We start from the raw sequence: 18,261 nt of genomic DNA, 5'->3' as shown, positions 1-18,261 counted from the left end.
CGGCGGGGTTCACGTACCCAGCGCTTCTCCCGCCGCCGATCCGACCGTCATTGGGCAGCAGCCAGACGGTCTTCCGTGTCCGCCTCGGGCGGAGTGCCGTGGGCGCCGGAAATGGCGCCGAGTGGTTTGACGCCACGCAGCGCGGTCAGCGCGACGATGGCGATGAGGACGAAGATGCCGGCCTCGACCCCTGCGACGAGCCGCATCGACAGCACGAACGCCTGGTTGGCAGCGGCAATCAGCGACGCGCCATCGGGGAGGTTCGCGGCGACGGTGAAGGCACCGGCAAGGGTCTCCGAGGCGAGGCGGGCCTGTTCGGCGCTGAGATCGGCGGGGAGCGAGCCGGCCAGCGTGCCGCGATAGATCAGCGTGCCGAGGCTGCCGAGGGCGGCGATGCCCAAAGCGAAGCCGAACTCCGACGAGGTCTCCTGCAGCGCCGCGGCGGCGCCGGCACGGGTCGGCTCGACAAAGCCCATCATGATGCCGGTGCCGAGCGTCACCATCGGCGCGCAGCCGAGGTTGAAGAGAGCGAAGCCGACGATCATCGCGGGGACGCCGAAGCTCTCGACGAACAGCACGACGATCAGCAGACCCAGGATCGAGAGGCACATGCCGCCAGCGATCAGCCGACCCGGCCGGATGGTCTGCGCCAGCTTCGGCGCCAGCATGAAGCCGACTATCATCAAGAGAATGCTGGGCAGGCCGCAGAGCCCGGCCCAGAGCGGCGAGAGGCCGGCGACCAGCTGAAAATACTGCGCCATGAACACCATGAACGCGCCGGTGACGGTGACGAGGAACATGGCGCCGATCACCGCGGTGAAGGCGACGTTCTTGAACAGCTTCAGCTCGACCAGCGGATGCGCCAGCGTCACCTGCCGGCGGATGAAGACGACGCCAAGGATGAGCCCGACCGCGATGGCGGCGAACGTCGTGAGCGACACGTCGCCCTTTGCCAGCTCCTTGAGGCCATAGACTACCGGCAGGATGGCGCCGAGCGACAGCACCACGCTGAACAGGTCGAGCTTGCCGGCATGTGGCGCCTTGTATTCGGGCAGCAGCGCCGGGGCGGTGGCGAGCAGCAGCAGCATCACCGGCACGCCGAGCAGGAACGGGGCGCCCCACCAGAAATGCTCGAGCATGACGCCGCCGACCAGCGGCCCGAGCAGCATGCCGCCCATGAAGCAGGTGAGCCAGATCGAGATGGCGAAGCCGCGCTGCCGTTCGTCGTGAAACATGTTGGTGATCAGTGCGAGGATCGATGGCGACAGCGTCGCCCCGGCAATGCCGAGGAGGCCGCGCGCCCCGATCAGCATCGGCGCGCTGGTCGAGAACGCGGCGAGCACCGAGGCAGCTGCGAAGGCAGCGCCGCCGAACATCAGCAGCTTCCGACGGCCGATCCGGTCGCCGATCGTCCCCATGGTGATGAGGAAGCCGGCCAGCATGAAACCGTAGATGTCGAGGATCCACAATTGCTGGGCGCTGTCGGCCTGCAGCGTCTCGCTGATCCGCGGCAGGGCGAGGAGGATGACTGAGACGTCGATGGAAATGAGCAGCGTGGGGAGCGCCAGCACGGCCAGGCCGGTCCATTCGCGGGCGGTGGCGCGCTTGATCTGGTCAGTCATGGCCGTTCCTTTCACTTAAGGGTGGGCTTAAGTATCAAGCGGAGATGCTTAAGTCAACGCTTTAGCGATGCGGCCAATGTCCGCCATTGGTGGCGCGGTCTTTCAACCGGCCTCGCCTGTCGCAACAGGAGGCAGGGTGACCGCGCGTTGGCGCATTGTGAGTTGGCGCAGATGGGCCCCTGTTTGACCGTGCCTTTTCTTTTGACGCAGGATTGGGGGTACAGGCCACCAAACCGGGAGACCCCACATGCGCTACATGATCATCGTCAAAGGCAAGGAACCCTCGCCGCCGCCGAGCTCAGAACTGCTCGCCGCGATGGGCAAGCTCAACAAGGAGATGATCGACGCCGGCGTGTTGCTGGCGGGTGAGGGCCTACAACCGTCGAAGACCGGCGCCAAGGTGGTCATGCAGGGGGGCAAGCTGGTGGTCAAGGATGGGCCGTTCACCGAGGCCAAGGAGCTGATCGGCGGCTTCTGGATCATCAAGGCCGACTCGCTCGACGAGGCCATCGGCTGGGTGAAGAAGATCCCGATGTGGGGCGAAGGCGAGGAGGTCGAGGTGCGCCGCGTCTCCGAGGTCGAGGACTTCGTCCACGACGAGGTCTCGGGCGAGACCCTCGATCGGGAGAAAGCGCAGCGCGAAAGCGGCACCTGGCCGGAGCAACGTTAGGCGGGCAGCGCCGGCTTGCGATCGGTCGCTTCGGGGCAGTGGTGCCCCGAAGCCGAAGTGTCGGTGGCACGCCCCGTCGATCCGGACAGGCGGGCGGCGAGGCTGGAAAGCCGGCGCCACAGCGCTGGCTTTTCCCAGAGTCCGGCGTCGCGGTGCACTTCCCAGGGCTCCTCGCCCGACCGGCGGGCGAAATCCTCGCCCCAGTGCTGCTTGTAGGCATCCTTGTAGAGATAGCTGGCGGGAATCATCACAAGTCTCCTTTCGACTTGAACCGATTCAATAGGTCGGCGGATTGATCTCTTGAATCGGTTCAATGATACTCAGGCGAGCCTTCGAGTCAAGCAGAATTTGAACCGATACAAAAGTGTGCTATATGAGAAGGACTTGGGTACGATGCGAACAAGGCCGGGCAACGCGAGGCCCCGGCAAACAGGAAAGGTTCGGATGGCACGCGATCTGGTGCGGTTGAGCGATGTGGCGAAAGCCGCGGGGGTTTCACAGGGAACGGCGTCCAACGTCTTCAGCCGGCCCGACCTGGTTCGCCCGGAAGTGCGCGAACGGGTGCAGCAGACCGCCCGCGATCTCGGCTATGCCGGTCCCGACCCACGCGGCCGCCTGTTGCGCGCCGGCAAGTCCAACGCCATCGGCGTCGCCACCGCCGAGCCGCTATCCTATTTCTTCGACGATCCGTTCGCCCGTGTGCTGATGCAGGGCATCTCGGAAGCCTGCGACGAGCGCGGCGCCGGGCTGGCGCTGGTCTCGGCCCGCAACAGCGAGCGGCTGGCCTGGAATATCCAGAGCGCGCTGGTCGATGGCTTCGTGCTGCTCTGCATCGAGAACGGCGAGAAGCTGGTGGAGCTGACCCGCGAGCGGCAGCTGCCCTTTGTGGCGCTGGCGCTCGGCAAGCCCGACGAGACCATCTCCGCCATCGGCGTCGACGACTATGCCGGCGCCCAGATGGCGGCCCGGCACCTGGCCCAGCTCGGCCACCGCCGCTTCGGCGTCCTCGCCCTCGAGCTGGACGACCAGCACGAGGGGCCGGTCGGCGGCGCCGAGATTGCGGCGGCCACCTATTCCACCTCACGCGACCGCGCCTACGGCTATTTCGAGGAACTGGCGCTCTACGGCGTCGATCGCGAGTCGATCCCGATCTACGAAACCCGCAGCACCGCTGACAGCGTGCGCCGCGGGCTCGACCACATCCTCGCGGGCCCCGAACGGCCGACCGCCATCCTCGCCATGTCCGACCGCGTGGCGATGTTCGCGCTGGAAATGCTGGCCGAACGCGGCATCAGCGTGCCCGGCGATATCTCGATCGTCGGCTTTGACGGCGTGCCGGAAGCCGCCATCGCCAAACCGCCGCTCACCACCGTCGTCCAGCCGATCGCCGAGATCGGCCGCCGCGCGGTCAAGACCATCCTCGAGCATGATGGCAGCGTGCATCGCGAAAGCCTGCCGCTCGAACTGATCGTCCGCCAAAGCACCGCCGCACCGCGCGCGTGATCGTGACTTGCGCCAGCGGCCCGGAGTCCCCAGATTCGCCCCATGCGCATCTTGCTTGCATCGCTCGTCGTCGTCGCCCTCAGTTCGGGGGCGCAGGCCTATTGCTATCCGCTGCATGACAGCGCCAAGGACGGCTATACCGGCAACGACCTGAAGCGCACCCTCTGCCTGCAGCAGGAGCTGGCGCAATCCACCGCAGAGCGGACCCTGCAGACTCAACTGGACGCTACGTTGAGCCGCATCCAGCGCGACCTGCAGCAGCAAAAGCTGGTTCAGCAGCAGTTGCAGTACGAAACCATGCTGTCGAAGCGGCTACTCCCCTAAGCGCGTTCGGCTGCGCTCACCCAGTCCATCGCCAGCGCGATCGCCGCATCGGTTCCAAGCCCGGCCTGCCGGCGCAGCACCTGCCAGGTGTGAAAGCTGGTCACGGTTCGCAGCGTTGCGTCCAGCCGCGATGTCGGGACCCGGCCCTCGGCCAAGATCTCGACCGTGCACCGGTTCTGCTCGATCCACCCCTTCACGATGAAGTCGAACGAGGGCAGGTCCGGCGCGTCGCGGACCACCCGGCTGGTCATCTCCTCGGTCTCCTCGAACCAGGCATAAAGACTGGTGAGGGCCTGATGCAGCCGCGCCTCCGGATCGAGCGTCGCCGCCCAGCCGGCACGATCGGGCGGCGGATGGAGGCCGAGCCAGTGCCCCTGGCAGGCTCGCACCATGTCGGCTTCGTCGGGAAAGTGGTTGTACACCGTAAGGCGCTCGACCCCGGCGCGGCGCGCCACCTCGGCCACGGTGGTATGCCGCGGGCCAACGGTGCGATGCAGCTCCACCGTCGCCTCGACGATCCGCCGCCGGGTTTCCGCCGCGGCTTCGGCGCGCTTGTTCTGCCGGTATGGTCTATTCATTGATCGACATGTTTATCGAAATTGACTCAGGCCCGCAAGTGTGGCAATTGAATGAGCGGGGCGTACATTGAAATGGAGATCTGCCATGACCTATTTCGATCACCTGCTCGGCCCTGAGGCCGGCGATCGCGTGCAGCTGAGAGCGCTGGGTGTTCGCTTCATGCTCGACAGCGCCACGACCGGCGGTGGTTTCTCGCTGGTCGAGCATCCGCTGCCGCCGCGTTCGCTTGGGGCGCCGCTGCATACTCACAGCCGCGAGGACGAATACTCCTTCATCCTCGAAGGCAAGATCGGGCTGCAGCTGGGCGACGAGGTGCTGGAAGCCGGCCCCGGCGACCTAGTGCTGAAGCCCCGAGCCGTGCCGCACGCTTTCTGGAACGCCGGCGACGAACCCGCCCGGCTGCTCGAGATCATCTCGCCCGGCGGCTTCGAGGACTACTTCCGCGAGATGGCGGCCGTGCTCGGCAAACCCGAACTCGACCTCGGCGCAGCGGCGGAGACCTGGAGCCGCTACGGCATCGAGATGCATTTCGAGTCGATTCCGGTGCTTGTCGGCCGCTACGGCCTGACCGGCTGAGCTTATTCCGCGGCGGCGCGAGGGAACTCTTCGAGCTGGGCCGCATCGTCGGCAGCCCGGTCCACGCGGAACGGTCGCAGCGGGGCTCTCACCACCTGGTTGCGACCTGCCTGCTTGGCCTTGTAGAGCGCCTGGTCGGCGGCAACCAGCAGGTCGCTGACGCTCTGCGAGGTGTGCGGCAACGAGGCGACGCCGAACGACGCCGAGATGTCGGTGCCGTGCGTATTGCTCAGCTCCTCGATCCTCAACCGCAGCAATTCCGCCTTGTCGGCAGCGCGTTCGAGCGGGCAATCGGGCAGGATCACCACGAGTTCCTCGCCACCGAAGCGGCAAACGATATCGGTTTCCCGCAGCGATCCAGTGAGCGCCAGCGCCGTATCGCGCAGCACCTGGTCGCCGAAGCTGTGGCCGTGCTCGTCGTTGAGCCGCTTGAAGTGGTCGAGATCGACCATGATCAGCGAGATCTCGCGGTTCTCGCGCTCGGCGAGGCGGACGAAGCGCTGCAGGCAGTCTTCCATGTAGCGGCGGTTGTAGAGCCCGGTCAGCGGGTCGCGCAGCGCCTGGTTCCTGAGCTTTTCGCGCAGCGCCATATTGGCGAGCGCCAGGCTCATGCCATCGGCGAGGGCTGAGCCGAGGCCCGTCACCTGTTCCAGCCGCTCGACCGCGCTGATGCCCGAGGCGAACAGCTGCAGCAGCCCCACGATCTCGCCGCGGGCGATCATCGGAATCTCGAGGGTGGTTTCGGACCCCACGTGATGCGCGCAGCAGAGCTTGTTGCTGTCGCCTCGGTTGAAATGCGGCTTGCCGCGCTTCAGCGCCCAGCACGTGCCGGGATTGATGGTTTCGGGCAGCGCATCATGCTCGGCCCGCGCCCAGGTGGTCGAGAGCACCAGCCGGTCGCGTGAGTTGTTGAACACGTAGAGTGCCCCCGAAAAGCCGGGCACCAGCTCGATCGCCGTGGCCTTCAGCACTGCATTGGCATCGGCATGGTCAGCGGCGCTCTGCAGCACATCCGCCATCTCGAACAGCCGCGCCACCTGCTCGCGCGAGCGATCCGCCGAGGCCACCGCCGCCGCACGGCCGTCGGCCTCCGAGGCGCTGGAGCGGAAGGCATAGAGCAGCCCGAGAATGGCCAGCAACCCGGCCCCCAGCTGCAACACCAGCACCAGCAGCGTACCCACCTGGATGCGCTCGTCATGGAGGGCGAGCCGCGCATCGGAAGCGCTCAGCACCCGGCCCACCTCGGTGCCGATGGCAGTGAGGGTCTCGCCGGTGTGGCGGCCGGTGAGCAGCGTCAACCCGGCCTGCCCGTTGCCCGCGGTCGCCAGTCCGATCGCTTCCGTCCAGTCGGCAACCAGCTGCTGCACCAGATCGGGGATCGGCTTGCCGGCGCTGACCGGCGCCACCTCGCCGAAGATATCGGCCTCGGGGCCGGCAAGGCGCGCCGCATGGGCCAGGTGCGTGCGCAGCGCCCCGGTCTCGCCGGTGAGAAAATGCATGGCATCGGCGTCGGCTTCGATGAGTGATTGGTACATCGAGCGCAGATGTTCGCCATGTACCCTCAGATCGGTGAGGATGCGCTGCTGCGTGCTGACATGGATGAAGCCGGCGATCGAGGTCACCACCAGCGTGACCACCAGCAGTACCGTTGCCAGCGACAACAGGCGCGAGCGGACACGGACGGGCAGTTCCGTCTGCTCACGCGCATGGCTCAGGCCGGCAAACATCGCTGGGAAAGCCCCCAAGGCTCCTGCATTCGGCTTCATGATGCCAAAGATCGGCGTTGTTGCGTTGTCCCATCCGGGGAAGCGCTTAGCGCGCGGTGAAGCGGTGTGGTGAAGCGGAGGGTTACGAAATCGCTAAAATGCGCTGCAGGTCGCCTGGGTTCGACAGGGGAGCAAAAATCTGGCTGAGTTTCTGTCGAAACACGGCATCGGCGTTCGATTAGCTGACAACATCCTGGGAGAACCCGAACATGCTGTACGTCTGTCTCGTCCATTTCGACGACAAGCAGGTCTTCGCCAACCTCGACGCCGCCGAGCGAAAGGCGCTCGATATCGACTCGATGGGCTATGACCAGGAACTGGCGCAGAGCGGCAACCTGGTGCGAGCCCAGGCGCTGCAGCCGCCGGAGACCGCGGTGCTGGTCAGGGTGCGGGACGGCAAGGTCTCCGCCACCGACGGGCCATTTCTCGAGACCAAGGAACAGCTGGGCGGCTTCATCCTGATCGAAGCGCGCGACCTCAATGATGCCATCCGCATTGCCGGCGGCATTCCGCTGGCCAAATACGGCACCATCGAGGTGCGGCCGATCTACCATGTGCCACGCCACGACAAGGCCGACGGCTAGGGCAGGGCGCGGTGGCCACCATCAACATCGAGACTGTCTGGCGCACCGAATCGCGCCGTGTGCTGGCGACGCTGATCCGGCTGCTGCGCGATTTCGATCGGGCCGAGGAGGCGCTGAACGACGCCTTTCTTGCCGCGGCAGAGCAATGGCCCCGCGACGGCATGCCGGCCAATCCACGGGCCTGGCTGGTGTCCGCCGGCCGTTTCAAAGCCATCGACCGGATCCGTCGCAAGGCCCGGTTCGACGTTGTCGCCGCCGAGCTGGCGCTTGAAGAGGAGGCGCAGATGGCGCCCGAGCCCGAGTCCATCGCCGATGACCAGTTGCGGCTGATCTTCGTGTGCTGCCACCCCGAGGTCCCTCCCGACGCGCAGATCGCCATGACCCTGCGCGAGACCTGCGGACTGCTGACGGAGGAGATCGCGGCGGCGTTTCTGGCCAAGCCCACCACCATCGCGCAGCGCATCGTGCGGGCGAAGAACCGCATCCGCGAGCTCGAGCTGCCCTACGAGGTGCCCGAGCCGCAGGACCTCGCAAAGCGGCTCGATGCCGTGCTGCGCACCATCTACCTCATCTTCAACGAGGGCTACGCGGCGAGCCACGGTGCACAGTTGCTGCGCACCGACCTCTGCGCCGAGGCGATTCGGCTTGGCAGGCTGCTCATCGCGCTGCTGCCGGAACCCGATTCGGAGACCGAAGGTCTGCTGGCGCTGATGCTGCTGCAGCACTCGCGGCGCGACGCTCGAACCGATGCCGCCGGCGATCTCGTGCTGATTGCCGATCAGGATCGCCGGCTCTGGGACCGGGCCGAAATCGCCGAGGGCGTCGCGCTGGTCGAGCGGGTGATGTCGCGGCCGGAGCTGACCGCCTACGCGATCGAGGCAGCAATTGCCGCCGAGCATGCGACCGCGGCGAGTGCCGAGGCGACCGATTGGGATCAGGTCGTGCGGCTCTACGACCTCCTGGTACGAGCCGATGCCTCGCCGGTGGTTGCGCTGAACCGCGCCGTGGCGGTGGCCATGCGGGACGGGCCGGAGGCCGGGCTGCGCGAAATCGAGGTGATTCTCCAGGCTGGGGCTTTGCGGGAGTTCCGCTACCTGCACGCGACACGCGCCGACCTGCTGCGCCGGCTTGGCCGGAAGGACGAGGCGCGAGCGGCCTACATCGCGGCGCTGGAGCTGACGCACCAGGCGGCCGAGCAGCGGTTTCTCGAGGGGCGGCTCAAGGAGCTTTCGGTACAATAGGGAGGAACTAGCCGCGGGCCAGCTTGCCGCGCCCTTCCGGCAGTACGCGATGCGGCGGCTGGGCGCCGTCGATGAAGGCGCGGATATTGACGATCACCGTCTCGCCCATCTCGAGCCGCGCTTCGAGCGTCGCTGATGCCATGTGGGCAGTCAGCACGACCTTGTTGTCGCGGGCCAGCTGCAGCAGCCGCGGGTCGATGCCGTTGCGGCTCTCGAACACATCGAGCGCCGCGCCCGACAGGTGTCCATTCTCGATTTCGCCGATCAGCGCCGCCTCGTCGACCAGCTCGGGGCGGGAAACGTTGACCACATAGGCGTCCTGCCGCATCCCGGCCAACCGGGCGGCATTGAGGATGTGGTGGGTGGAGCGGCTGAGCGGCGTGTGCAGGGAGACGATGTCCACCTCGCTCACCATGTCGTCGAGCGATTCCCAGTAGGTGGCGCCCAGTGTCTCCTCGATCTGCGGTGGGCGGCGGTGGCGCGAGAAATAGTGGATGTTCAGCCCGAAGCTGCGGGCCCGATGCGCCACGGCGGTGCCGATCCGCCCCATGCCGACGATGCCGAGGGCCTTGCCGCGCAGTCGGCGCCCCAGCATCCAGGTCGGCGACCAGCCCGGCCACTCGCCGGTGGTGGGCAGCACCTCGGCGCCCTCGACCAGCCGGCGCGGTAGCGCCAGCATCAGCATCACCGCCATGTCGGCAGTGTCCTCGGTCAGTACCGATGGCGTGTTGGTGACGGTGAGCCCTGCAGCATAGGCCGCTTCGATGTCGATATTGTCGAAACCGTTGCCGAACTGGGCGATGAGTTTCAGCTCCGGCGGCAGCCGGGCGATCAGCTCGGCGTCGATCCGGTCGTTGATCGAGGAGACCAGCACGTCCTTGCCCTGAACGCCCTCGATGATGGCGTCAGGGCTGAGCGCCCCATCCACCGGCTTGCAGGTCGTATCGAACAGCGTCGCCATCCGGGCCTCGACCTGCTCGGGGAGGCGCCGGGTAACGAAAATTTTGGGCCGGCTGAGGGTCAAATCAGGCGCTTTCAGCGACCATTAAGGTCTTTTGCATAAGTGTAGGAAAAAAGCACACCCCTGCAAAGTCATGTTCGGCAAAGTCAGCTCCATGCTCCTCACGAGGCGCTCCCACGGGCGGCAGAATTCCACGATTCTGCGCGCCGCCATTTTCGCAATTCTGGCCACGGCCGGGATGGGCATGCCTATTGCCCCGCTCGCTGCCGAAGGGCCGAGCGGCCTGCCGCTGCCGCGCTTCGTCACCACCCGCTCCAACCCAATCAACGTGCGGGTCGGTCCGGGCACGAAATACGACGTGGCCTGGGTCTATGTGAAGGCCGGCACTCCAGTCGAGATCATCCAGGAATTCGATACCTGGCGTAAAATCCGCGACGTCGACGGCTCCGAGGGCTGGCTGCACCAGAACCTCCTGCAGGGCAAGCGCGCCGGCCTCGTGACGCCCGCTGCCGCCGAGCCGGTGGCCCTGCGCAGCGATGCCAACGACGATGCCGTCGTCCGCGCCTGGCTGACCCCAAGCTTCCGCGTCGACATCAAGGAATGCGACGGCAAATGGTGCAAGGTGGCCGCCACCACCCACCCGCTGAACGGCAGCCCGCAGGTCTTCGACGGCTACCTGCACCAGGGCGATCTCTGGGGCGTCTACAAGGACGAAGCGTTCGACTGAGGCTGACACCGGCGGTCCGGATGAGGGGTTCTCTCCGCACACTCGGTCGCTCGTCGCTCACGCTCCGATCGCGCTACACTTCGTTTCGCGGACCCCTCATCCGGCGCTTCGCGCCACCTTCTCCCACAAGGGGAGAAGGCAAGCCGGTGGTTGAGGTGAACCCTAGCCCCGAACCTTCCGCACCCGCACCACCACGTCGACGTGCGTGATGTCCATGCCGCGCGGCGGCTCGGGCAGGTTCTGGATGACGATGGCCGACGCGGGGATATCGATCACCCGCTGCTCGTCCTCGAGATAGAAGTGGTGGTGATCCGAGGTGTCGGTGTCGAAATACGATCGCGACGCGTCCACCGCCACTTCGCGCAACAACCCCGCTTCGCGGAACTGGTGCAGGCTGTTGTAGATCGTCGCCAGCGACACATTGACCCGCGCCGCCGCCGCTTCGTCATGCAACTGCTCGGCGCTGACATGCCGATGCGCACCGCCGAACAGCAGTTCGGCCAGGGCCACGCGCTGACGTGTTGGCCGCAGTCCCGCCATGCGGAGCACCGCCGTCAGGCACGGTCGGCGCGACGGAACGGTCCGTACGTTGAGGCTGCGGTCGGTCATCGGGTCCTTTGGTGACAAGGCTTATCAGCTTGCAGCTTATAACTTTCGGGGTGGCTCTGCACAAGCGGCGGTCGGTCGCGGCAACAGGCGCGGCGGTGGGTTGCCCTTGGGCGCGCTTGACCCTCCGCCCCCCGCTCTCTAGTAACGGTCTCAACTGACCGACGGAGAAAGCCGGCCTATGACGGATCGGAAGAACGCCTACGGGTATGACGACCTGATCCTGAGCGGAAAGGGCGAGCTGTTCGGCAAGGGCTATGCCCAGCTGCCCGCCCCGCCGATGCTGATGTTCAACCGCATCACCGAGATCAGCCGCGAAGGCGGCGCGCATGGCAAGGGCCTGGTGCGCGCCGAGCTCGACGTGGATCCGAGCCTGTGGTTCTTCCAGTGCCACTTCATCGGCGACCCGGTGATGCCCGGCTGCCTCGGCGTCGATGCCGTCTGGCAGATGCTCGGCTTCTACCTCTGCTGGGACGGTTCGCCCGGCAAGGGTCGGGCGCTCGGCTGCGGCGACGTAAAATTTTCTGGCCAGATCACCAATGATGTCAAACTCGTCGAGTATGGCATCGACCTGAAGCGGGTGATGAAGTCCAAGCTCGTGCTCGGCATCGCCGACGGCTGGGTGAAGGCCGACGGCCAGATCATCTACGAGATGTCCGGCCTGCGCGTTGGTCTTTTCACCTGATTTCTGCCCGCCGGCGGACCTGAGGGTCCGCGGACCAAGAGGAGGCAATATGAGGCGCGTTGTCGTCACCGGCATGGGGATCGTCTCCTCTATCGGAAACAATCTCGATGAAGTGATCGTGAGCCTTAAGGAGGCCAAGTCTGGCATCGTCTTCGCCGAGGACTATGCCAAGTACAACTTCCGCTGCCAGGTGCATGGCGCGCCCAAGCTCGATCCGTTCGCGGTGCTCGACCGCCGCACCACCCGCTTCATGGGCAAGGGCGCGGCGTGGAATTACATCGCCATGCAAGAGGCGATCGCCAATTCCGGGCTCGAAGAAAAAGACATCAAGAACCCGCGCACCGGCATCATCATGGGCTCGGGCGGCCCCTCCACCCCCACCCTGATCGAAGCGGCAGACATCACCCGCGAGCGTGGCCCCAAGCGCATCGGGCCGCTGGCCGTGCCCAAGGCGATGAGCTCGACCGCTTCGGCGACGCTGGCGACGCCGTTCGGTATCCAGGGCGTCAACTACTCGATCACTTCGGCCTGCGCGACATCGAAGCATTGCATCGGCGCGGGCTACGAACAGATCCAGTGGGGCAAGCAGGACATCGTCTTTGCCGGTGGCCACGAGGATCTCGACTGGTCGCTCAGCAACCTGTTCGACGCCATGGGCGCCATGTCCACCGACTTCAACGCCACGCCGGAAAAGGCCTCGCGGGCTTACGATGCGAAGCGCGACGGCTTCGTCATCGCCGGCGGCGCCGGCGTACTTGTGCTCGAGGAATACGAGCACGCCAAGGCGCGTGGTGCCACCATCCTCGCGGAACTGGTCGGCTATGGCGCGACCTCCGACGGCTACGACATGGTCGCCCCGTCGGGCGAGGGCGCCATCCGCTGCATGCGGCAGGCGCTGTCGACGGTGACGGGCAAGGTCGACTACATCAACCCGCACGCCACCTCGACGCCGGTCGGCGATCTGAAGGAAATGGAAGCGATCCGCACCGTGTTCGGCAGTGGCGACAGCTGTCCGCCGATCTCGGCCACCAAGTCGCTCACCGGCCACTCGCTCGGCGCGACGGGCGTGCAGGAATCGATCTACTGCATCCTGATGATGAAGGAGCGCTTCCTCTGCGAAAGCGCCAACATCGAGGAACTCGATCCGGTGTTCGCCGACATGCCGATCCTGCGCCAGCGCCGCGACAACGTCGATATCGGCATCGCGCTCTCGAACAGCTTCGGCTTCGGCGGGACGAACGCCACGCTGGTGTTCCAGCACCCGGACGCGTAGGCGCGTCTGGTCGGTCTGCGCTTTCTAGGTCGCCCATCACCACTGGTGTCATTCCCGCGAAGGCGGGAACCTAGTGCGATATCTCGACGTCCGCTGGTCCTGAAGCATCCCACCGGACCCCCGCCTTCGCGCGGATGACGCCGGTGGATAGATGAATACCAGCCTAGTAGTTCAACTCCGTGAACCGCGCCGCCCTGCCATCGTAGAGTAGCAGGCGGCCGACCAGCGGATCGCCGACGCCGGTGATCAGCTTGATCGCTTCCATCGCCATCAGCGTGCCGATGACGCCGGTGACAGCGCCGAGCACGCCGACCACCTCGCAGGAGGGCAAGTCGGCTTCGTCCGGGGTATCGGGGTAGAGGTCGCGGAACTGCCTGCCGCCCGGCATTAGGACCGTGACCTGGCCGTCGAACATCGAAACGGCTCCTGAAACCAGCGGGATCCCAGCTGATTCCGCCGCTTCCGCGACGATCTTGCGGGTACCGAAATTGTCGGTGCCATCGAGCACCAGGTGGTAGCCCTCCAGCAGTCGCGCGGCATTCTCCTGGGTGATGCGCTCGATATGCGGGATGTACTCGACATGCGCGTTGAGCCCGGCAACGAACGTCCCCGCGCTCTCGGCCTTGGGCGTGCCGATGCCGTTGCTCTGGTGGATCATCTGGCGCTGCAGGTTCGAGAGCGACACGGTGTCGTGGTCGACTACGCCGAGCGTCCCGACGCCGGCCGCCGCGAGATAGGCGATCGCCGGGCTCCCGAGCCCACCGGCGCCGATCACCAGCACCCGCGCCGACTTCAGTTTCTGCTGGCCGTCGCCACCCACCCCGCGCAACACGATGTGGCGGGCATAGCGCTTTATTTCTTCCGGACTGAGGGCGGTCACTTAAGGCCAGTCACCGGCACGGCGATGAAGCGGCGGTCCGGTCCCTCGAAGCCGTGCGAGAACACCGAGATGATGGCGACCGGCGTGCGGCCCAGCCACGACCAGTTGACCGGCGCCACGATGCCGTACGGCCGGTAGGCGACGGTGCAGTTGCGCGAGGCGGGGACGCTGGTATCGCGATGCAGTTCCGTGGTCTTGCCATCGGCCTCCAGCGTCAGCGCGAAGCCGACCGGTGGCTCGAAGCTGAAGTCCTCTACGCAACGGACCGTCGAGGTGGATGCGAAGGTCTCGATCTTCAGCTTCACCGGGTTGGGTGGCGGGTTCATGTCGAAGCCACGCGCGCCGAAGGTGAGCGTCGTGCCGTCATGCCCCACTTCACCGTCGCCGTTGAGCGCCTCGATAACCGCCGGCTCGGTGATGTCGAGATCGGCAAATGCCTTGGCCGCCTTTGCCGTCGCCTCGGTGCGGACGCCCGCGAGCGTTGGGCTCTCCTCGTCGTGCCGGACCCGGAACGGCGAGCCGCCGACCCATTTGTCCTCGGCGACATCGAGAATGAAGATGTTCGAATAGGGGAAGCCCGAGCCGTCCTGGATGCCGAACTCCTCGTAGCCGAAATAGCGGCCATCCGGAGAAAAACCGAGCAGTGCCAGGTTGGCGGCATCGCCGGCCAGCGTCGGGGCAGCCGCGAGCGCGAGAAAACCGAAACTAGCGGCCAGTCGAACCGAAGCCGCCTTCACCACGCTTGGTTTCATCGAGGGTCTCCCTGAGCGCGAATTCTATGCTCGAAACCGGTGCCACCACCATCTGGGCGATGCGATCGCCACGCTGGATGGTGAATGGGGCGTCGCCGTGGTTGATCAGGATTACCTTGATCTCGCCGCGATAGTCGGCGTCGATCGTCCCGGGAGTATTGAGCACCGTGACCCCGTGCTTGACCGCAAGTCCCGAGCGCGGACGCACCTGCGCCTCGTAGCCGGCCGGCAACGCGATCGACATGCCTGATGGCACCAGGGCCCGCTTGCCGGGCTCGATCGTCATGGTCTCGGAAGCGCCGAGCGCGGCAAGGAGATCAACTCCTGCCGCGCCCGTGCTCTGTTGTTTCGGGGCTTCGAGGCCCCGGCCGTGATCGAGCCAGATGAAATCGACTTTGACCCGATCCGTCATGGTCAGTTCGTATCGACGACGGCGAAGAACTCTTCGGGCAGCTTGGCGGTGCCATCGAGCAGTTCGGTGAACTTCAGCACCACCTCGGCGGCGTTGTCGCCGACCTTGGTCATGTTGGTGTCGACGATCCTCTTGCCCTTGATGCGGATGGTGGCGGTGTGACCCTCGAAATAGGTCTTCATCATCGCCGCGGTCTGCGCGTCCTGTTCGCCGCCGGTACCTTCGCTGAGCTGGCTGGTCATCTCGCTGGTCTTGAAGGCGACGCGCACGACGCCCGGGCTCACCACGGTGAAGCTCGAATCCTTGTTCGGGCCGTCTTCTTCGGTGAGCTTGGCGAGTTCGCCTTCCTTCACGCTGACGCAGGTGGCGCTGCCATCGGCGTTCTCGGTGAGGACGTCGCCCTCTTCCTTGCAGAAGCCGTCGTCCGGCTTGGCGTTCTCACCGCCCGCGGCGGCCATCTGCTTCAGCATCGGGTAGAAATCAGCGCCCATCGTCATGGTGGTGGTCGCCTTGCCGGTCGTTTCCGACTGGACGTCGATCTCCGCCGTCATGTCGATACAGCCGGCGAGGCCCGCGCTGAGCAGCAGGATCCCGGCGAGCCGGGAAATGGTCTTCAGGGTCATGGAATTCTCCTCAACATCGCCCGCCGCATTGCCCCCGTTGTAGGAGCCGGTCCCAAGCGCCGCAAGCTCATGTTGCCTCGGTATGGCCTCAGTGATGAACGCTTGATGAACCGGCGTTCAGAGTCCGAGCAGCCGCCACAGCGCCATCACCAGCACCGCCGCGGCGAGCCAGAATCCAGCCACGATCATGAAGCGGTTGAACTTGCGGTCCGGCGAGTTCTTGTCGCGCTCGTAATCGTCGAGCGCTGTCTCTGCCTTGGTGACGATGGCCGGCAGCCGGCCGAGGGTCGCAACCACGGTGTCGAAATGATCCTTCAGCTCCTCGATCCGGCCGAGAGGGCCGGCGGAGCGGCGCACCCAGTCGCCGACGATCGGCTCGGAAATGGTCCAGATATCGAGCTCGGGGTCGAGCGCTCGCGCCACGCCCTCGACCAGCACCATGGATTTCTGCAGCAGGATCAGCTCCGGCCGGGTCTGCATCTCGAACAGTTCGGTGGTGGCGAACAGCTGCCCCAAGACCTTCGCCATCGAGATATCGGAGACACGGCGGCCATGCTGCGGCTCGCCGATGGCGCGCAGCGCCAGGGCAAAGTCGTCGATCGACTGGGTGCGCGGCACGTAGCCGATCTCGAAATGCCGCTCGGCGATCAGCCGGTAGTTGCGGGTGATGAAGCCGTAGAGGATATCGGCGAGGAAGCGCCGCTCGCGCCGGGTGATGCGGCCCATGATGCCGAAATCGACGGCGATGACGTCCTGCGTCCTGGGGTCGGCGAAGAGGTTTCCCGGGTGCAGGTCGGCATGGAAGAACCCGTCGCGCACGGTGTGGCGGAGGAAGGCCTGTAGCAGGTTCTTCGCCAGTTCCTTGCGGTCGACCCCGGCAGCATCGAGTGCCGCATTGTCGCGGATCGGGATGCCGTCGACCCAGGTGGTGGTGAGCACGCCGTCCGAGGTGTAGTCCCACAAGACCTTGGGGATGACGAAGCCGGCATCGTCCTTGATGTTCTCGTAGAACTCCGAGATCGCCGCTGCCTCAAGTCGCAGGTCGAGTTCGACGCGGGCCGAGCGGTCGAGCGTCGTCACGACGTCGACCGGCCGGAGGCGGCGGAGCTTCGGCACCAGCGTTTCAGCGAGCCTGGCGCCGGCATACTGGCTCTCGATATCCGCGCGGAAGCGCTGGCGAATACCGGGGCGGAGGATCTTCACCGCCACCTTGTGCCCGCCATTGCCCTCGGTGAGCGTCGCGTGATGGACCTGGGCGATCGAGGCCGCGGCGATGGGCGGGGAGATATTGGTGAGTTCTGCGGCGCGCGAACCGAGTGCCGCCTCGAGCAGCCCCGGAACGAGCTTGTCGTCGAACGGCTCCATCGCATCCTGCAGCACCGCGAGCTCGGCGGCGACGTCGGCGCCGACGATGTCCGGGCGGGTGGCCAGCGTCTGGCCGAGCTTCACATAGGTGGGCCCGAGCCGGTTGAGGGCGCGGGTGAGCCGCTCGACCTTGCCGGTGCGCTTCACCTCGCCACGTTCGAACAGCCGCCCGAAGCGTACGCCGGCCTGCATCACCGGCGGCAGCGCGTCATTGTCGAAGATCGACAGCGCACCTTCGCGCGCCAGAACGAAGCCGGCCCGGGCCAGGCGGAAATAGGCGGCGAGCCCCATGGTGTCAGAGCTTCCAGGCCGCGTGCAGCGCCGCGATGTTGCCGGTAAACGGGGTGTGGGTGACGCGCTTGAACCCGGCGTCCGAAATCATCCGGCTGAAGCGCTCGGGCGTCGGGAACTTGCGGATCGATTCCACCAGATACTGGTAGGGCTGCGCATCGCCGGTGACGGCGCGGCCGATCGGCGGAATCACCCGATCGGAGAAGGCCTTGTAGATATCGGAGAGCACCGGGGTATCGACCTGGCTGAACTCGAGGCAGAGGAACCGCCCGCCGCGCTTCAGGACGCGATGCGCCTCCTTCAGCGCCAGCTCGATCCGCGGCACGTTCCGGATGCCGAAGGCGATGGTGTAGGCGTCAAAGCTCTCGTCCTCGAACGGCAGCTCCTCGGCATTGGCCTCGACGAACTTCACCTGCGCCGGGAAGCGCCAGCCGTGCGAGCGCTCCTCGCCAACACGAAGCATATCGGCATTGATGTCGGAGACGGTGACCTCGGCATAGCCGACCGAGGCGTTGACAATGCGCTCGGCGATGTCGCCGGTGCCGCCGGCCATGTCGAGCACGCGGTACGGGACGCTCCCCTGTTTGGGCGGAGCAAGCCTCGCCACCATGGCGTCCTTCCAGATGCGGTGGACGCCGCCGCTCATCAGGTCGTTCATCAGGTCGTAGCGATCGGCAACGCGATGGAACACGTCGTTGACGAGGCCCTGCTTGTCGTCGAGGGCGACCGTCCGTTCGCCGAAATGCGTGGTCTCAGCCATGCTCGCGTCTCCGAATTGCCGGCGTTATAGCGGATGGGGCTGAGGCTTGCCATGCGGGAAA

General features: G+C 66.0%; 21 protein-coding genes. 9 read left to right on the top strand and 12 right to left on the bottom strand.

The genetic code is table 11. The features are described 5' to 3' along the window. Positions 1–47 precede the first annotated feature (47 nt). Positions 48–1,622: an MFS transporter gene (locus AC1DV8_RS18825; RefSeq protein WP_477158495.1), complete on the bottom strand. Its 1,575-nt coding sequence runs from the start codon at positions 1,620–1,622 to the stop codon at positions 48–50. Between the two features lie 247 nt (positions 1,623–1,869). On the opposite strand from AC1DV8_RS18825, the gene AC1DV8_RS18820 reads away from it, so the two are divergent. Next, the gene (locus AC1DV8_RS18820; RefSeq protein ID WP_477151626.1) at positions 1,870–2,292 is read left to right on the top strand and encodes a YciI family protein; all 423 of its coding nucleotides are present in this window, start codon (positions 1,870–1,872) and stop codon (positions 2,290–2,292) included. Here the strand turns inward: AC1DV8_RS18820 and AC1DV8_RS18815 are convergent. Next, positions 2,289–2,540 (bottom strand): hypothetical protein, encoded by a 252-nt coding sequence (locus AC1DV8_RS18815; RefSeq protein WP_477151625.1) that lies wholly within the window; start codon positions 2,538–2,540, stop codon positions 2,289–2,291. The genes AC1DV8_RS18820 and AC1DV8_RS18815 overlap by 4 nt on opposite strands. A gap of 196 nt (positions 2,541–2,736) precedes the next feature. Here AC1DV8_RS18815 and AC1DV8_RS18810 point away from each other — a divergent pair, with 196 nt between their 5' ends. Continuing rightward, positions 2,737–3,795 carry a LacI family DNA-binding transcriptional regulator gene (locus tag AC1DV8_RS18810; RefSeq protein WP_477158494.1) on the top strand — a complete coding sequence of 353 codons (1,059 nt, stop codon included), beginning with the start codon at positions 2,737–2,739 and terminating at the stop codon, positions 3,793–3,795. 42 nt (positions 3,796–3,837) lie between these two features. Further along, positions 3,838–4,119: a hypothetical protein gene (locus AC1DV8_RS18805; RefSeq protein WP_477151623.1), complete on the top strand. Its 282-nt coding sequence runs from the start codon at positions 3,838–3,840 to the stop codon at positions 4,117–4,119. Here AC1DV8_RS18805 and AC1DV8_RS18800 read toward each other — a convergent pair. Further along, positions 4,116–4,697, bottom strand: coding sequence for a TetR/AcrR family transcriptional regulator (locus AC1DV8_RS18800; protein WP_477158493.1), 582 nt, complete (start codon positions 4,695–4,697; stop codon positions 4,116–4,118). The two genes, AC1DV8_RS18805 and AC1DV8_RS18800, sit on opposite strands and share 4 nt — an antisense overlap. Before the next feature lie 85 nt (positions 4,698–4,782). Between AC1DV8_RS18800 and AC1DV8_RS18795 the strand changes: the two genes are divergently transcribed. Next, positions 4,783–5,274 carry a cupin domain-containing protein gene (locus tag AC1DV8_RS18795; RefSeq protein WP_477151621.1) on the top strand — a complete coding sequence of 164 codons (492 nt, stop codon included), beginning with the start codon at positions 4,783–4,785 and terminating at the stop codon, positions 5,272–5,274. 2 nt (positions 5,275–5,276) lie between these two features. On the opposite strand, the gene AC1DV8_RS18790 is transcribed toward AC1DV8_RS18795, so the two are convergent. Then, entirely contained in the window at positions 5,277–7,001 is a 1,725-nt protein-coding gene (locus AC1DV8_RS18790; RefSeq protein WP_477151620.1) for a GGDEF domain-containing protein, read from the bottom strand. A 248-nt stretch (positions 7,002–7,249) separates the two neighbouring features. Here AC1DV8_RS18790 and AC1DV8_RS18785 point away from each other — a divergent pair, with 248 nt between their 5' ends. Then, positions 7,250–7,624 (top strand): YciI family protein, encoded by a 375-nt coding sequence (locus AC1DV8_RS18785; protein WP_477158492.1) that lies wholly within the window; start codon positions 7,250–7,252, stop codon positions 7,622–7,624. Between the two features lie 11 nt (positions 7,625–7,635). Beyond that, positions 7,636–8,865 carry an RNA polymerase sigma factor gene (locus AC1DV8_RS18780; protein ID WP_477158491.1) on the top strand — a complete coding sequence of 410 codons (1,230 nt, stop codon included), beginning with the start codon at positions 7,636–7,638 and terminating at the stop codon, positions 8,863–8,865. Between the two features lie 7 nt (positions 8,866–8,872). Here AC1DV8_RS18780 and AC1DV8_RS18775 read toward each other — a convergent pair whose 3' ends face one another. Further along, positions 8,873–9,826, bottom strand: a complete 954-nt coding sequence (locus AC1DV8_RS18775; RefSeq protein ID WP_477158490.1) for a 2-hydroxyacid dehydrogenase — start codon at positions 9,824–9,826, stop codon at positions 8,873–8,875. A 244-nt stretch (positions 9,827–10,070) separates the two neighbouring features. Here AC1DV8_RS18775 and AC1DV8_RS18770 point away from each other — a divergent pair, with 244 nt between their 5' ends. After that, on the top strand, positions 10,071–10,553 hold the full coding sequence (locus AC1DV8_RS18770; RefSeq protein WP_477158489.1) for an SH3 domain-containing protein: 483 nt from the start codon (positions 10,071–10,073) through the stop codon (positions 10,551–10,553). A gap of 162 nt (positions 10,554–10,715) precedes the next feature. On the opposite strand, the gene irrA is transcribed toward AC1DV8_RS18770, so the two are convergent. Next, positions 10,716–11,162, bottom strand: a complete 447-nt coding sequence (gene irrA, locus AC1DV8_RS18765) for an iron response transcriptional regulator IrrA (RefSeq protein WP_477151615.1) — start codon at positions 11,160–11,162, stop codon at positions 10,716–10,718. A 178-nt stretch (positions 11,163–11,340) separates the two neighbouring features. On the opposite strand from irrA, the gene fabA reads away from it, so the two are divergent. Further along, positions 11,341–11,844 (top strand): 3-hydroxyacyl-[acyl-carrier-protein] dehydratase FabA, encoded by a 504-nt coding sequence (fabA, locus tag AC1DV8_RS18760; RefSeq protein ID WP_477151614.1) that lies wholly within the window; start codon positions 11,341–11,343, stop codon positions 11,842–11,844. 49 nt (positions 11,845–11,893) lie between these two features. Further along, entirely contained in the window at positions 11,894–13,117 is a 1,224-nt protein-coding gene (fabB, locus tag AC1DV8_RS18755; protein WP_477158488.1) for a beta-ketoacyl-ACP synthase I, read from the top strand. Between the two features lie 163 nt (positions 13,118–13,280). Here fabB and AC1DV8_RS18750 read toward each other — a convergent pair whose 3' ends face one another. The 6 genes from AC1DV8_RS18750 to ubiE all read right to left on the bottom strand — a co-directional run bounded on the left by AC1DV8_RS18750 (position 13,281) and on the right by ubiE (position 18,200). Then, positions 13,281–13,997: a HesA/MoeB/ThiF family protein gene (locus tag AC1DV8_RS18750; protein WP_477151612.1), complete on the bottom strand. Its 717-nt coding sequence runs from the start codon at positions 13,995–13,997 to the stop codon at positions 13,281–13,283. Continuing rightward, positions 13,994–14,749, bottom strand: a complete 756-nt coding sequence (locus AC1DV8_RS18745; protein WP_477158487.1) for a DUF2259 domain-containing protein — start codon at positions 14,747–14,749, stop codon at positions 13,994–13,996. Before AC1DV8_RS18745 ends, AC1DV8_RS18750 begins: the two co-directional genes overlap by 4 nt. Continuing rightward, a complete protein-coding gene (dut, locus tag AC1DV8_RS18740; protein ID WP_477151610.1) occupies positions 14,703–15,161 on the bottom strand; it encodes a dUTP diphosphatase in 459 nt (152 codons plus the stop codon). The genes AC1DV8_RS18745 and dut overlap by 47 nt, the downstream gene beginning before the upstream one ends. Before the next feature lie 2 nt (positions 15,162–15,163). Next, positions 15,164–15,784, bottom strand: coding sequence for a hypothetical protein (locus AC1DV8_RS18735; protein WP_477151609.1), 621 nt, complete (start codon positions 15,782–15,784; stop codon positions 15,164–15,166). A gap of 117 nt (positions 15,785–15,901) precedes the next feature. Beyond that, positions 15,902–17,440, bottom strand: coding sequence for a 2-polyprenylphenol 6-hydroxylase (gene ubiB, locus AC1DV8_RS18730; protein WP_477158486.1), 1,539 nt, complete (start codon positions 17,438–17,440; stop codon positions 15,902–15,904). Positions 17,441–17,444: 4 nt separating this feature from the next. Next, complete coding sequence (gene ubiE / locus AC1DV8_RS18725; protein WP_477151607.1) at positions 17,445–18,200, bottom strand: bifunctional demethylmenaquinone methyltransferase/2-methoxy-6-polyprenyl-1,4-benzoquinol methylase UbiE; 756 nt, start codon at positions 18,198–18,200, stop codon at positions 17,445–17,447. Positions 18,201–18,261: the final 61 nt, after the last annotated feature.

Source organism: Devosia sp. P3_B2, from assembly GCF_056402875.1.
The sequence above is the reverse complement of the archived record's forward strand: the minus strand, read 5'-3'. Positions and strand labels throughout refer to the sequence as shown.